Genomic DNA, 15,423 nt, shown 5'->3' with positions numbered 1-15,423 from the left:
GACCCGTGGTCGTACCCTGCCCGATCAGATAGGCGAATTGCACAGGCGCCGGCTTGCGGGCAAAGACCGGCAGCCGGTTGCCCGCCGTATGCCCGGCCAGGTCCACCAGGATATCGATGCCATCGGCACGGATTTGGGCGGCTACTTCATCATCGCTCCGGCCAACCGTGCCGCGCCAATGATCCGCCAGGCCGCGCAGCCGCTGGGTGGTCGCATCCGGATTCGCCACTTCGCCATACAGATAGACTTCGAAAGCATCCCGGTCCCGAGACACCAGCAATGGCTCGAAGAACATCGCCACGGCATGATGCCGGAAATCCGGCGACACATAGCCAATCTTCAAACGGCGATCCGGTGTGCGGTCGTTGCCGTGTATCAGCGGGTTGGGCAGCTTCGGCCGGCCATGGCGGGCATCCCAGCTTTTGTATTCTTCACGGATTTCATCCGGACCGATATCCGCACGGTAATTCAGGCAGAACAGAAGATTGCTGTGGCTGAGCACATAATCGGGATTGATCGCCAGCACATTGCGGAATTCCGCCGAGGCCTCTTCCAGCCTCTCCTGCCCCAGCAAAGCATTCCCCAGATTGTTGTGGGAATCAACATTGCGCGGATCGAGTTGGATCGCCTTGCGACAGGATTCCTCGGCCTCGACGAACCGCCCCATGGCAAACAGCACATTGCCGAGATTGGACCAGCCATGAGGATATTGCGGCCGCAGGCGCACCGCCTCGCGGAATTGCTGCTCGGCCTCTGGCAGGCGGCCACGATCCTTGAGCGTATTCGCCAGGTTGTTGCGGGCCTCGGCGGAATTGGGCGAAAGCTCCACAGCCTTGCGGCATTCGGCCTCGGCTTCTTCCAGCAAGCCGAGCTGGCGTAACGCACCTGCGCGATTCCAGCGCAATTCGGCGGCATTGGGCTGCAGCTTCACGGCCTGGCCGATCAGATCGGCAGCCTTCTGCCATTGCCGGCGGCGATAGGCCACCAGGCCAAGGATATGCATGGCATCGGAATTATTGGGATCATGCTGCAACAATGCATTGGCATGCTGTTCGGCCTGATCGAGTTTACCGGCCTGAAAGGCCTGCACGGCTTCGGCGAAATGATTGCCGGCAGCCGCCGATGCCACAGCCGATGCCGGCGCCGCATTGGAGGCCACCGCATTGCCGCCGGTGGTTTTTGCGCACCATTGCTGCCAGAAATCCTGATAGGCATCCTCGATAGCGCGGGCCAGCGAAGCGCCATCGCGCATCGGCGAGGCTTCAAAGCGGCTGCGCAGGGTGCTGCGCACCTCCGCCAAAGCATCAAGATCATTGGCCCAGCGCTTGGCGATCTCGACATATTCATCGCCGGTATTGGCCACCCAGTCGCTCATCCCCAAGGCGCCTAGAATGCTGGCACCGAAACGGCCCACACTGGGCCGCCCCGCCAGGCTGATCACCGGCACGCCCATCCACAAAGCCTCGATCGTGGTGGTGCCCGCATTATGCGGAAACGGGTCAAGCGCGATGTCGATCTCGTTGTAATGCGCCCAGGTCTTGGATTGCGGATGGGTGTAGATCAAATCCAGTCGCTCCGCCGCAACGCCACGAGCGGCAAACCGATCGGTGAATATCTTGCGCACACCTTCATCGGTGAAGGGCTTGGAATTCAACACCAGACGCGAATCCGGAATCGCCTTGAGCATATTCGCCCAGACATCGATCACATGATCGTTCAGGCGCACCGTGCGGCTGAAACAGCCGAATGTAACGCCGACCGGTTTTTTGCGTCGCTTGCGTGCAGCCGGCAGCGGCCCCACGGCCGGCATCGCGGCAGGCGCCATATAAACCAGCGGCGAACGCGGCAAGCGCACAACACGCTCGCTGAACAGATGATCGAAGCCTTCCGGCACCATCGCGGCATCGGCCAGAAAACCGTCGATGGCGGAAAGCCCGGTGGTGGTGCCATGGCCGATCAGATATGAGAATTGCACCGGCGCCGGCTTGCGCGCAAACATGGTGAGGCGATTGCCGGCGGTATGGCCGGCCAGATCGATCAGGATATCGATGCCGTCTGCCCGAATTTGCGCGGCCACATCATCGTCGCTCTTGCCAACCGTGCTGCGCCAGCCATCGGCCAGCTTCTGGAAGCGCGCGGTCATCGCATCGGGATTGGGCACTTCGCCGTAGAGATAGATCTCAAACTTATCGCGATTGTGATTGGTCAACAGCGGTTCGAAGAACAGCGCCACTACATGCTGGCGCAGATCCGGCGAGACATAGCCGACCCGCAGCTTGCGTCTGGGATCCGGCGCATTGGCATGCACCAGCGGCACCGGCAGATGCGGCTTGCCATGGCGCTCATCCCACCGCTTGTATTCGGCGAACACTTCTTCCGCCGTGGCATCGGGGCGATAGTTCTGACAGAACAGCAAACTGCTGGATACAGCCAGATCGCCCGGCGCGATGGTGACAGCGCGGCGCAAAGCGGCATGGGCTTCGTCATGCCGGCCCTGATCCTCCAGCACGATACCCAATGTGCCGAGAGTGGCTGGATGATCGGGGCGTAATTTCAGCGCGCTGCGGCAGTATTTTTCCGCCTCGATGAGATAGCCCCGGCGCATCAGCATCAGTGCCAATGCATCATGGATATCGGAACGGTTGGGATTGAGCTCCAGCGCGCGACGCAGAACCCCTTCGGCTTCCTCATAACGTTCGCGGGCCAGCAGCACCAAGCCGAGATTGACCTGCGCATCCTCGAAATCCGGCTTCAGTGCAATCGCCTGACGAAGCGCTGCTTCGGCCTCTTTCAGCTTGCCCTGGTCGCGCAGCGCATTGCCCAGATTATTATGCGCCTCGGGAAATTCCGGTTTCAGCGCAATGGCCTTGCGGTAGAAGGTTTCGGAATCGCCATGCATCTTCAAGGCGCGCGCCACCACGCCCAACGACGACCAGTATTCCGGCAGATTGGGGTTGATCGCCACGGCGCGCGACAGCCATTTCAACGCATCCTGGTAATCCTTGGATTCGCAGCACATCACGCCCATGGCCTGGAGCGCATCGGCATTGTTGGGCTGTTGCTCCAGCAGAGCTTCGCAGATACGCCGCGCACCCGCGCGGTCGCCGGCATTGAAAGCCGCCACGACATCGGAATAGGCCAGCGGTTTGGCGGCGGCAATCGTCTGCGGTTGATCTACCTGCCTGTCGCACCATTCATCCCAAAGCTGGCGGAAGCCCTTTTCGATGGCTCGCGCCAAGCCAGGGCCATCGCGCATGGCAGAGGCTTGGAACTTGCCGCGCAAACCCTTGCGCAGCTTGGCGAGGCCTTTCTTGTCGTTGGCCCATTTTTCGCCGATGGCAATGTAATCATCCGGGGTTTCGGCCACCCAATCCTGCATGCCCAACGCACCGAGGATGCTGGCGCCGAAGCGGCCCACGCTGGGCCTGCATGCCAGGCTGAGTACCGGCACGCCCATCCACAAAGCCTCTATCGTGGTGGTGCCCGCATTATGCGGAAACGGATCCAACGCGATATCGATCTCGTTGTAATACGCCCAGGTATTGGGCTGCGGGCTGGTATAGATCAGCTTCAGGCGCTCGGGCGCAATGCCATGCACATAGAAGCGATCCTCGAACATGCGCCGGGTAGCAGCTTCTGCGAATGGCTTGCTGTTCAGCACCAGAATGGAATCCGGCACACTGGCCAGCAAGGCAGACCACAGCGCCGTTACGTCATCATTGATGCGCACGGTGCGGCTGAAACAGCCGAAGGTGACGAACTTGTTGCGCTCCATGGGCAGCGAGCCGACAGCCGGCATGTCGTCTGGCGGCTGGTAGACCAGCGGCGAGCGGCCGATGCGGATAATGCGTTCGGAGAACAGCGCCTCCGAAGCTTCGTCGGGCGGCACCATGTAATCGTCTGAGAAAAATCCATCGATGGCGGAAAGCCCGGTGGTGGTGCCATGACCGATCAGATAGGAGAATTGCACCGGCGCCGGCTTGCGGGCAAAAACCGTGAGCCGGTTGCCAGCAGTGTGGCCGGCCAGATCGATCAGGATGTCGATCTTGTCATGCCGGATCAGCGCGGCCATGCGATCATCGGTGAGGCCCACGGTGAAGCGCCAATGATCGGCCATGCCGCGCAGCTTCTGCGTCATGGCATCGGGATTGGGCACCTCGGCATAGAGAAAAATCTCGTAGGCCTCGCGATCATGATTGGCCAGCAGCGGCTCGAAAAACAAAGCCACCGCATGTTGCCGCAGATCGGGCGAGACATAGCCAATGCGCAGCTTGCGGGTCTTGCTCGGCTCGTTGGGATGCACCAGGGGGCGCGGCAATAGCGGCTTGCCATGCTGGTCGTCCCAGGCACGGTATTCAGCGGCGATATCCTCGGCCGACAGATCATGGCGATAATTCAGGCAGAATAGCAGGCTGCTATGGCCCGAGGCGTAATCGGGCTTCAGCTTCAAAGCCTGACGGAACACCCCGGTGGCTTCATCCAGCCGGCCCTGATCCTCCAACGCAATGGCCAGATTGTTGAAGCCCTGATGCAGATCGGGCTTCAGCGCCAGGGAGCGGCGGGCATAGGTTTCGGCATCCTGCGGCCGACCACCGCGCAGCAACAGGGCCGCCAGGTTGATCGAGGCTTCGTGGCTGTTGGGCCGCAATTCCAGCGCCTTACGGAAACTCGCCTCGGCTTCCTGCAAGCGATCCAGCCCCATCAAGGTATTGCCCAGGTCGCTATGGGTGTCGGCGTGATCGGGCCGCAGTTCCAATACCTTGCGCAGCACCGTTTCGGATTCCGCCAAACGGCCGATCAACTGCAGCAACCGGCCCAGGCTAAGCCACGCATCGGCAAAATCAGCGCGCAGCTCCACCGCTTTGCGGAAGGCGGCCTCGGCCTCGGCGAACTTGCCCTGTTCGCGCAACGCATTGCCCAGGTTATGCTGCGCTTCGGGGAAATCCGGTTTCAGCGCGATGGCACGGCGGTTGGCCGCCTCGGCTTCGGGCAAACGGCCCTGGGCGCGCAGTACAGCGCCATGGTTGGCATGAATTTCAGGGGAATTCTGTGCAAATTTGGCGGCCTTGGCGAGCGCGCCCTCAGCCTCGATCAATTGCCCGCGACGGAAAGCTGCCAGCCCCAGCAATTGCAACAAGCCGGGCTCTTCAGGCGCCTGGGCCAGCAACGCACGGCAAAGCCGCTCGGCTTCCTCATAGGCGCCACGCTGGAATGCAGCCACGGCGGCTTCCGGGCTTGCCGCCTGGGATTTCACATTAACCGCCGCCTTCGCCATTCCCTTTTCCTGTTGGCCGCATTCTTGTTGGCCGTTTCCGCTGGCCAAACCCTAAGGCAGCCTCGGTCAGCCAAAGCCATAATCATGATTCGGCCAAGCCGGCGGGTATAATGCCATTCCCGGCACGGGAACGGAATCCGCCGCCAGAGTATTTCCCGGCATTCTTACCCAACCGTTACCAGACCGGACGAAACGAAACGGGGCGGCCTTTTGGGCCGCCCCGCCGGTTTAAGCTGATGATCGGGATCAGACTTCCTGGATCTGACTGAAGTTGTAGGTCCAGGGTGTGCTGCCATTGGTGGTGATATTGCCAATCAACACCGAGCCAGAGCCGAAATTGCCATCGCTGTCGAAATACAGGTTGCCGCTGCTCTGGTCGTAGGCGAAGCCCGCCTGGCCCAGATCGGTGGCTGACAGCGCCACACCATCGGCCACAGCCTTGATGTTGACGTTGTTCTGCAGAGCGCCAGCCAGGGTGAAGGCATCACCGGTGAAGGTGGAATTGCCTGCCGTATCCAGCGCGATCTTGTCGACACCGCCCATATCCAGCACCGCAGTGAACGAGCTGGGATCCGCCGTGTTGAACACGAAGCGATCCGCGCCGCCGCCGCCGGTGACCGTGTTGTTGCCGGTGCCGCCGATGATGGTTTCGGCCGCCGTGCCACCCACGATGTAGTCGTCGCCCGCACCGCCGTCGATGGTGCTGTTCTGAGTGCCGCTGACCGTGATGGTGTCGTCCTGCGAACCGCCCAGCACCGTTTCGACATTGGAGACGAACACGATGTTGCTGGCATCGTCGAGCACCAACTTGTCGGCGCCAGTACCCAGATCCACCGTGATGGCATTGGCGGCACCATCGATGGTGATGATGTCGGCGCCGCTATTGCCGGTGATGGTCTCGATATTGGTCAGCGTCAGGGTGTTGCCGCCGGAAGCCAGGATCAGCTTGTCGTTGTTGCCGCCCAGATCGATGCTGATGCCGGTGGCCGCATTGCCAAGTGTGATGGTGTCGGCGCCGCTCACACCAACGATGGTTTCAACGTTGGTGATGGTGAGCGAGTTGGTGCCGTTACCCAGCGTGACGATATCGTTGCCCGCACCCAGATCGACACTGCCCTTGCTGATCGCACCGCTGAAGGTGATGTCGTCGGCATTGCTGCCGGTGCCTACCACCGTCTCGACGCCAGTCAGCGTCATGGTGTTGGCCGCATTGGCCAGGATCAGCTTATCCGCGCCGGCACCCAGGTTGATGGTGTCGATCGTGGTGAGCAGGGTGATGGTGTCTGCGCCGGTGCCGCCAACCAGGGTCTCGACATTGGCAATCGTGAGATTGTTGGTGCCGTTGAACAGGATCAGCTTGTCGGCATCGTCGCCGAGATCGACATGGCCATTGGCGATGGCGGCGGAGAAGGTGACCGTATCGGCAGCCGAACCGCCGATCAGGGTTTCCACGCCGCTGGCAACCAGCGAGTTGATCGCGTTGGCCAGAACCAGCTTGTCGTTACCCGCGCCGAGCAGGAAGCTGCCGCTGGTGACGCCGGTGGTGAGGGTGACCTCATCCGCGCCGGAGCCGCCGACCACCGATTCCACGTTGGTGATGGTGATGATGCCACCGCCATTGCTCATCGTGATCTTGTCGGCGCCATCGCCCAGATCCAGCGTGGCCGCAGCGACAGCAGCACTGAAGGTGATGTTGTCGGCCCCGGTGCCGCCGGTCACGGTTTCGATATTGGCGATGGTCAGCGTATTGGCGCCGTTGGCGAGCGTCAGGCTGTCGTTGTCGGCGCCGAAGTCGAAGTTGCCCTTCGTCACCACCGCGCCCAGCGTGATCTCGTCGGCGCCAGTGCCGCCGATGATGGTTTCAACGTTGCTGATCGTGCCGGCATTGCCGCCATTGGCCAGGGTCAGCTTGTCGGAGCCGGCGCCCAGATCGATGGAAGCGCTGCTGTCGATGGTGCTGCCCAGGGTGATAATATCCGCACCGGTGCCGCCAACCAGGCTTTCAACGTTGCTCACCGTGGCGCTGTTCGAACCGTTGAACAGAACCAGGGTATCTTCCGCATCGTCGCCCAGGTCGATAACGCTATTGCTGATCGCGGCATTCAGCGTGATCACATCCTTGCCAGCGCCGCCAAGCAGGGTTTCCACCGAGCCCACGGTCAGTGTGTTGCCGCCATCGGCCAGGGTCAGCTTGTCGTTGCCGGCGCCCAGGTTCACCGTGCCGCCAGACATGGTGGTGCTGAGCGTGACAGTGTCGTTGCCGGTGCTGCCGGTGATGGTTTCCACATTGGTGATCGTCAGCACGTTGGCACCGGCCGCCAGCTTGAGGCTGTCGTTGCCATCGCCCAGATCGATCTCCATGCCGGCGGTGGTGCCGCTCAGCGTGATGGTGTCGGCGCCCGTACCACCGGTCAGGGTTTCGACGTTGGAAACCGTCAGGTTATTGACGCCGTTGGCCAGGGTCAGGCTGTCGTCGCCGGCCCCCAGGTTGATGTTGCCCGAGGCCATGGCCTGACCAAGCGTGATCAGGTCGTTGCCGGAACCACCAACGATGGTTTCGACGTTGTTGATGATGGCTTCGTTGCCGCCATCGGCCAGGGTCAGCTTGTCGGTGCCTGCGCCCAGATCGATCGAGCTGTTGCTGTCGATCGTGCCGCTCAGGGTAACGGTGTCCGCGCCGGTGCCACCCACCAGGGTTTCCACATTGGCGGCGGTCAGTATGTTGGCGCCATTGGCCAGCGTCAGTTTGTCGCTGCCATCGCCCAGGTCGATCGTGGCCTTATCGGCAATGCCGGCCAGGGTGATGGTGTCGTCGCCGGTGCCACCAGTGATGGTTTCGGTGTTGCCAACCGTCAGGCTGTTGCCGCCATCGGCCAGCGTGAGGCTGTCCTTGCCGGTGCCCAGGTTGACGCTGCCGCCCGCCACGGTGGTGGACAGGGTGATCGCATCATTGGCGGTGCCGCCAGTGACGGTTTCCACATTGGTCAGCGTGGCTGTGTTGGCGACATTGGCCAGGATGATCGCATCGTTGCCATCGCCCAGGTCGATCACGGACGAGGTGCCGATCGCGGCGCCCAGCGTGATGGTATCGTTGCCGGTGCCGCCGGTGATGGTCTCGGTGTTGGAGACCGTCAGGGTGTTCACACCATTGGCCAGGGTCAGGCTGTCATTGCCGCCAGCCAGATCCACAACCACACCAGTGGCTGCCGCGGTCAGGGTAACGACATCGTCGCCCGAACCACCAACGATGGTTTCCACGTTGGTCAGGCCGATCGTGTTGCCGCCATCGGCCAGGGTCAGCTTGTCCTTGCCGGCGCCCAGATCAACCGAGGTGGAGCTATCCACCGTGCTGCCCAGGGTGACGGTATCGGCACCGGTGCCACCGATCAGGGTTTCGACATTGCTCACCGTCAGCGTGTTGCTGCCGTTGAACAGAGTCAGCTTGTCGCTGCCATCGCCCAGATCGAAATGCGTGAGGGTGCCGGTGATGGCCGCGCCCACGGTCACGGTGTCGTCGCCGGTGCCGCCAGTGACGGTTTCGGTGTTGGACACGGTCAGCGTGTTGGTGCCATCGGCGAGCGTCAGGCTATCCTTGCCCACGCCGAGATCGAACACCGCACCGGTCACCGCCTCGGAGAGCACAACGGTATCGTCGTTGGTGCCGCCGATCACGTTCTCAACGTTGGTGATGGTGAAGTTGTTCTGGCCGTTGAACAGCACCAGCGTATCGTTGCCATCGCCGAGATCGATCAGCGAGGTGCCCGGCAGGGTGCTGGCCAGGGTGACGGTGTCGTTGCCGGTGCCGCCCATGATGGTTTCGGCATTGGCAACCGTCAGCTTGTTGTTGCCGTCCTCCAGGGTGAGGATGTCGTTGCCCGCCCCCAGGTTGACGGTGCCGTTGGTGACCACGGTGGTGAGGGTAACCTCATCCGCGCCGCTGCCGCCAATGACGGTTTCCACATTGGCCAGCATGGCCACATTGCCGCCATCGGCCAGGGTCAGCTTGTCGGTGCCGGCGCCCAGATCGATCACGCTGCTGCTGTCGACAGTGCCGCTCAGGGTAACGGTGTCGGCACCGGTACCGCCGATCAGGGTTTCCACATTGGCAACCGTCAGCGTGTTGCTGCCATTGGCGAGCGTCAGCTTGTCGCTGCCATCGCCCAGGTCGACATGCGCATTGGTGATGGCCGCACCGATGGTGACGGTATCATCGCCGGTGCCGCCGGTAACGGTTTCCACCGCCGTAACGGTGAGGCTGTTGCCGCCATCGGCCAGGGTCAGGCTGTCGTTGCCGGTGCCCAGATTGACGTTGCCGCCCGACACCGTGGTGTCGAAGGTGATGGCATCGGCGCCAGTGCCGCCGGTGACGCTTTCCACATTGGTCAGCGTGGCGGTGTTGCCGCCATTGGCCAGCACGAGGCTGTCGGCGCCATCACCCAGATCGATCACCGCCGAGGAGCCGATGGTGGCCGCCAGGGTGATGGTATCCGAGCCGGTGCCGCCGGTGATGGTTTCGGTATTGGCAACGGTGATGCTGTTGGTGCCGTTGGCCAGGGTCAGGCTGTCATTGCCGCCCATCAGGTCGACATTGGCGCCAGTGATCGCGGCCGAGAGGGTGACAACATCGTCGCCGGAACCGCCAACCACGCTTTCAACGTTGCTCAGCAGAGCCTCGTTGCCGCCATCGGCCAGGATCAGCTTATCCTTGCCGGCGCCCAGATCGATGGCCGCCGAGCTGTCGATGGTGCCGCCCAGGGTGACGGTATCGGTGCCGGTGCCGCCGGTGATGGTCTCCACATTGGTGACCGTCAGGGTGTTGTTGCCATTGGCCAGGGTCAGGCTGTCGCTGCCATCGCCCAGATCGATGTTGGTCAGCGTGCCGGTGACGGCCGCAGCCAGGGTCACATGGTCGTCGCCGGTACCGCCGGTGACGGTTTCCACATTGCCCACAGTGAGCGTGTTGCCTCCATCGGCGAGCGTCAGGCTGTCATTGCCGGCGCCGAGATTGACACTGGCATTCGACACGGTGGTGCCGAACGTGATGGCATCCGCGCCAGTGCCGCCAGTAACGGTTTCCACATTGGTCAGCGTGGCGGTGTTGGCGCCATTGGCCAGAACGATTGCATCGTTGCCATCGCCCAGATCGATGCTGGACGAGCTATCAATGGTGGAACCGAGCGTGATCGTGTCGGCGCCAGTGCCGCCCGTGATGGTTTCGGTGTTGGAAACCGTCAGGCTGTTGGTGCCATTGGCCAGCGTCAGGCTGTCGGAACCGCCATCAAGATTGATGCTGCCGCCGGTGATTGCGCCGCTGAGGGTGACAACGTCGTCGCCCGAGCCGCCGGTCACGGTTTCGATATTCGCCAGCAGGGCTTCATTGCCGCCATCGGCCAGCTTCAGGCTATCCTTGCCATCGCCCAGATCGATGGACGCGCTGCTATCCACAGTGGCGCCCAGGGTGACGGTATCGTTGCCGGTGCCGCCGGTCAGGGTTTCCACATTACTGACGGTCAGCACATTGCTGCCATTGGCCAGAACCAGCTTGTCGCTGCCATCCCCGAGATCGATGTTGGTCAGCGTGCCGGTGACGGCCGCACCCAGGGTGATGGTGTCATCGCCGGTGCCGCCAGTGACGGTTTCGGTGTTGGTGACCGTGAGGCTGTTGCCGCCATCGGCCAGGGTCAGGCTGTCGTTGCCGGCACCCAGATTGACATTACCGCCGGACACCGTGGTGTCGAAGGTGATGGCATCGGCGCCAGTGCCGCCGGTGACGTTTTCAACATTGGTCAGCGTCGCGGTATTCGCGCCATTGGCCAGCACAACGGTATCCACGCCATCGCCCAGATCGATGCTGGACGAGCTATCGATGGTGGAACCGAGCGTGACCGTGTCTGCGCCAGTGCCGCCCGTGATGGTTTCGGTGTTGGAAACCGTCAGGCTGTTGGTGCCGCTGGCCAGGGTCAGGCTGTCGGAGCCGCCATCCAGGTCGATGGTCACGCCGGTGGCTGCCGCCGTCAGGGTCACCAGATCGGCACCAGAACCGCCGACAATGGTTTCCACGTTCGTCAGCAACGCTTCGTTGCCGCCATTGGCCAGAGTCAGCTTGTCCTTGCCGTCGCCAAGGTCGATAGCGGCGGAAGAGTCGATGGTGCTGCCGAGCGTGATCGTGTCAGCGCCCGTACCACCGGTCAGGGTTTCGACATTGCTGACGGTGAGCACATTGGCGCCATTGGCCAGTACCAGCTTATCCGAACCATCGCCCAGATCGACGCTGTTATTGGTGCCGGTGGCAACGCCGGTCAACACCACAGTGTCGTCGCCGGTGCCGCCCGTGATGGTTTCAACCGAATTGGCCGACAGGCTGTTGCCGCCATCAGCGAGATGCAACTGATCATTGCCGGCGCCGAGCGAGAACAGCACGCCCGACACAGTGCCCGACATGGTGAGTTCGTCGTTGCCCGAGCCGCCGATCACGGTCTCGACATTGGTGATGGTCAGGTTGTTCGGGCCATTGAACAGCGTCAGCGTATCGTTGCCGTCGCCCAGATCCACCGAAGCGGTGGAGGGCAAAGTGCTGCCCAGGGTGACGTTATCGTCGCCCGTGCCGCCCACAACGGTTTCGACATTGGTGACGGTGAGGCTGTTGCCGCCATCGGCCAGATTGAGCTGGTCATCGCCCGCGCCGAGCGAAACCAGGCCGCCGGAGACGGTGGTGCTGAGCGTGACGACATCATTGCCGGTGCCGCCAGTGACGGTTTCCACATTCGCCAACACGGCTTCGTTGCCGCCATCGGCCAGCTTCAGGCTGTCCTTGCCGGCGCCGAGGTCGATTTCGGCCGAAGAGTCGATGGTGGTCGAGAGCGTGACGGTGTCGTTGCCGGTGCCGCCGGTCAGGGTTTCCACATTGCCGACAGTCAGGGTGTTGGCACCGTTGGCCAGAACCAATTTGTCCGAGCCATCGCCGAGATCGATGTTGGTCAGCGTGCCGGTGGCAGCCGCACCCAGGGTGACGGTGTCATCGCCGGTGCCGCCGGTGACGGTTTCGGTGTTGGTGACCGTGAGGCTGTTGCCGCCATCGGCCAGGGTCAGGCTGTCATTGCCCGCACCCAGATTGACATTACCGCCGGAGACGGTGGTGTCGAAGGTGATGGCATCGGCGCCAGTGCCGCCAGTGACGTTTTCAACATTGGTCAGCGTGGCGGTATTCGCGCCATTGGCCAGCACAACGGTATCCACACCATCGCCCAGATCAATCGCGCTGGACGAGTCAATCGTCGCGCTCAGGGTGATGGTGTCTGCGCCAGTGCCGCCGGTGATGGTTTCGGTATTAGCAACCGTCAGGCTGTTGGTGCCGTTGGCCAGGGTCAGGCTGTCGGAGCCAGCCGCCAGATCGACAGTGCCGCCGGTCAACGCAGCGCTGAGGGTGACGTTATCCGCACCCGAACCGCCAGTGACGGTTTCCACATTGGCCAGCAGCGCTTCGTTGCCGCCATCGGCCAGCTTCAAGCTGTCCTTGCCGTCGCCCAGATCAATGGCAGCGGAGGAGTCGATGGTGCCGCCCAGAGTAACGGTATCGGCACCGGTGCCGCCGGTCAGGGTTTCGACATTGCTGACAGTGAGGCTGTTGGTGCCATTGGCCAGCACCAGCTTATCCGAGCCATCGCCCAGATCGACCTTGCTGCCGACCGCAGCCGCACCCAGAGTGACCGTGTCGTCGCCGGCGCCGCCGGTGATGGTTTCGATATTGGACGCGGTGAGCGTGTTGCCGCCATCGGCCAGTTGCAGGCTATCGGAGCCAGCGGCCAGATTGATATTGGCATTGGCGACCGTGTCGCCGAGCGTGACGGTATCGGCATTGGTGCCGCCGGTCAGGGTCTCGATATTGGTGACCGTGACGGTGTTGGCAACATTGGTGAGAGTGACCGCATCGGCGCCGGTGCCGCCGGAGATGGTTTCCACATTGCCGACGGTGAGGCTGTTGCCGCCATTGGCCAACTGCAGGCTGTCGGAGCCGGCGCCGAGTTCGACGCTGCCGCCCGAAATGGTGGTGGTGAGCGTGACTTCATCGGCGCCCGAGCCGCCGACAACGCTTTCCACGTTGGCGATATTGGCGACGTTGCCGCCATCGGCCAGGGTCAGCTTGTCCTTGCCATCGCCCAGATCGATGGACGCCGAAGAATCGATGGTGGAGCCCAGCGTGACGGTATCCGCGCCGGTGCCGCCGGTGATGGTTTCCACGTTGGTGAAGGTGAAATTGTTGGTGCCGTTGGCAAGGGTAACGCCATCGGAGCCATCGCCCAGATCGACAGAGGCCTTGGCCTGCGCGGCGGTATAGGTGATCAGATCGTCGCCGGTGCCGCCGGTGATGGTTTCCACCGAATTGGCAGACAGGGTGTTGCCGCCATCGGCCAGATGCAGCTTGTCGTCGCCGCCGCCCAGGGTGAACAGCACGCCGGACACGGTGCCCGACATGGTGAGTTCGTCGGCCGCCGAACCGCCGATCACGGTTTCGACGTTGGTGATGGTCAGGTTGTTCGGGCCGTTGAACAGAGTCAGGGTATCGGCGCCATCGCCCAGATCCACCGAAGCAGTGGAAGGCAGAGTGCTGCCCAGGGTGACGTTATCCGCGCCGGTGCCGCCTACGACGGATTCAACATTGGTGACGGTAAGGCTGTTGCCGCCATCGGCCAGTTGCAGGCTGTCGTTGCCATCGCCCAGGCTGACCAGACCGCCCGACACCGTGGTGGTGAGGGTGACTTCGTCGGCGCCGGTGCCGCCAGTGACGGATTCAACATTGGTCAGAACGGCTACGTTGCCGCCATCGGCCAAGGTGATCTTGTCTTTGCCGGCGCCCAGATCGATGGACGCCGAGGAATCGATGGTGGAGCCCAGCGTGACAGTGTCGTTGCCGCTGCCAGCGGTCAGGGTCTCAACGTTGGTGGCGGTGAGGCTGTTATTGCCATTGGCCAGCACCAGCTTGTCGGAATCGTCGCCCAGATCGATCTTCGCGTTGGTGACCGCGGTGGTGTAGGTGACGATATCGGCGCCAGTGCCGCCGGTCAGGGTTTCGATGCCGCCGGCAGTGAGGGTGTTGCCGCCATCGGCCAGGGTCAGGCTGTCGTTGCCGGTGCCGAGATTGACGGTGCCGCTGATCGTGGTGTCGAGGGTGACGGCGTCGGCGCCGGTGCCGCCGGTCAGGGTTTCGACATTGCTGATAGTGAGGCTGTTGGTGCCGTTGGCGAGCGTCAGGCTGTCGTTGCCGTCGCCCATTTCGTAATCGCCGCCGGTGACCGCGGCAGAGAGCGTGATGGTGTCGTCGCCAGTACCGCCAGTGACGCTTTCGGCGCCGGAAACGGTGACGGAGTTGGTGCCATCGGCCAGGAAGAGTTCGTCATTGCCCGCGCCGAGCACGATGCTGCCGCCGGTGACGGCGGTGGCGAAGGTGATGCTGTCGGCGCCAGTGCCGGATGTCAGGCTCTCGAGGTTGGACAGCGTGAGGGTGTAACCGCTATCGCCGAGAGTGAGCTTGTCCTTGCCGTCGCCAAGATCGATGGAAGCCGAGGAGGAGAGCGAACCGCTGATGGTGACCGTATCGGCGCCAGAACCGCCGATCAGGGTCTCAACATTCGAAGCAGTCAGGCTGTTGGCGGCATTGGCAAGGGTGAGGCTATCGTCGCCATCGCCGAGGTTGACCACGGCATTGGTGATGCCACCGGTAACGGTGATGGTGTCTTGGCCAGTGCCGGTTGAAAGGGTGCCGAAGCCGCTAAAGGTAGCGTTGTTGTCGCCGTTACCCAGCGTAATATTGATGGTCATGACGCATCCTCTCCTTCTGAGATGCCCCCAACCAGGCTTCGCCTGGTATACACAGAGCGTCAAAGTCCGGGTTTTTCCCCGGTAAGCTTAATCCGATGGACCGTTGGCCGAACATTTGGCCACTATCCGATTTCAATCCCCTAACCCTTTTGCCCCAACTTTAGGCCGGAATGGTGCGGGTCATATGCCTTGACATAGACTCCAGGCAGAACACTCCGAGGGTTTTCAACGACTACATGCCCGTACGGCAAGAGTCAATCAGCAATCTGCTAAGGACTCGTTACGATCAAGAAAAATTCATTCAAAATGTGACGATCATCGTCGCATCTCGC

The 15,423-nt window shown here is 62.2% G+C and carries 2 protein-coding genes; both read right to left on the bottom strand.

Annotated elements, in window-relative coordinates; genetic code table 11:
• Positions 1 to 5,275: tetratricopeptide repeat protein (locus KF827_RS11875; RefSeq protein WP_291005442.1), on the bottom strand; the 5,275-nt coding region annotated here is incomplete at its 3' end.
• A 246-nt stretch (positions 5,276 to 5,521) separates the two neighbouring features.
• Positions 5,522 to 15,091: a hypothetical protein gene (locus KF827_RS11870; RefSeq protein ID WP_291005434.1), complete on the bottom strand. Its 9,570-nt coding sequence runs from the start codon at positions 15,089 to 15,091 to the stop codon at positions 5,522 to 5,524.
• Positions 15,092 to 15,423 lie beyond the last annotated feature (332 nt).

This window comes from Ferrovibrio sp. (assembly GCF_019636075.1).
In the GTDB taxonomy this organism is placed as follows: Bacteria; Pseudomonadota; Alphaproteobacteria; order Ferrovibrionales; family Ferrovibrionaceae; genus Ferrovibrio.
Note: the sequence above shows the minus strand (reverse complement) of the source record. Positions and strands in the feature narration are given on the sequence as shown.

What these genes read in the sequence shown, in the direction of transcription:
- KF827_RS11870 (WP_291005434.1), bottom strand. Translation starts at nt 15,091, where the DNA reads ATGACCATCAATATTACGCTGGGTAACGGCGACAACAACGCTACCTTT.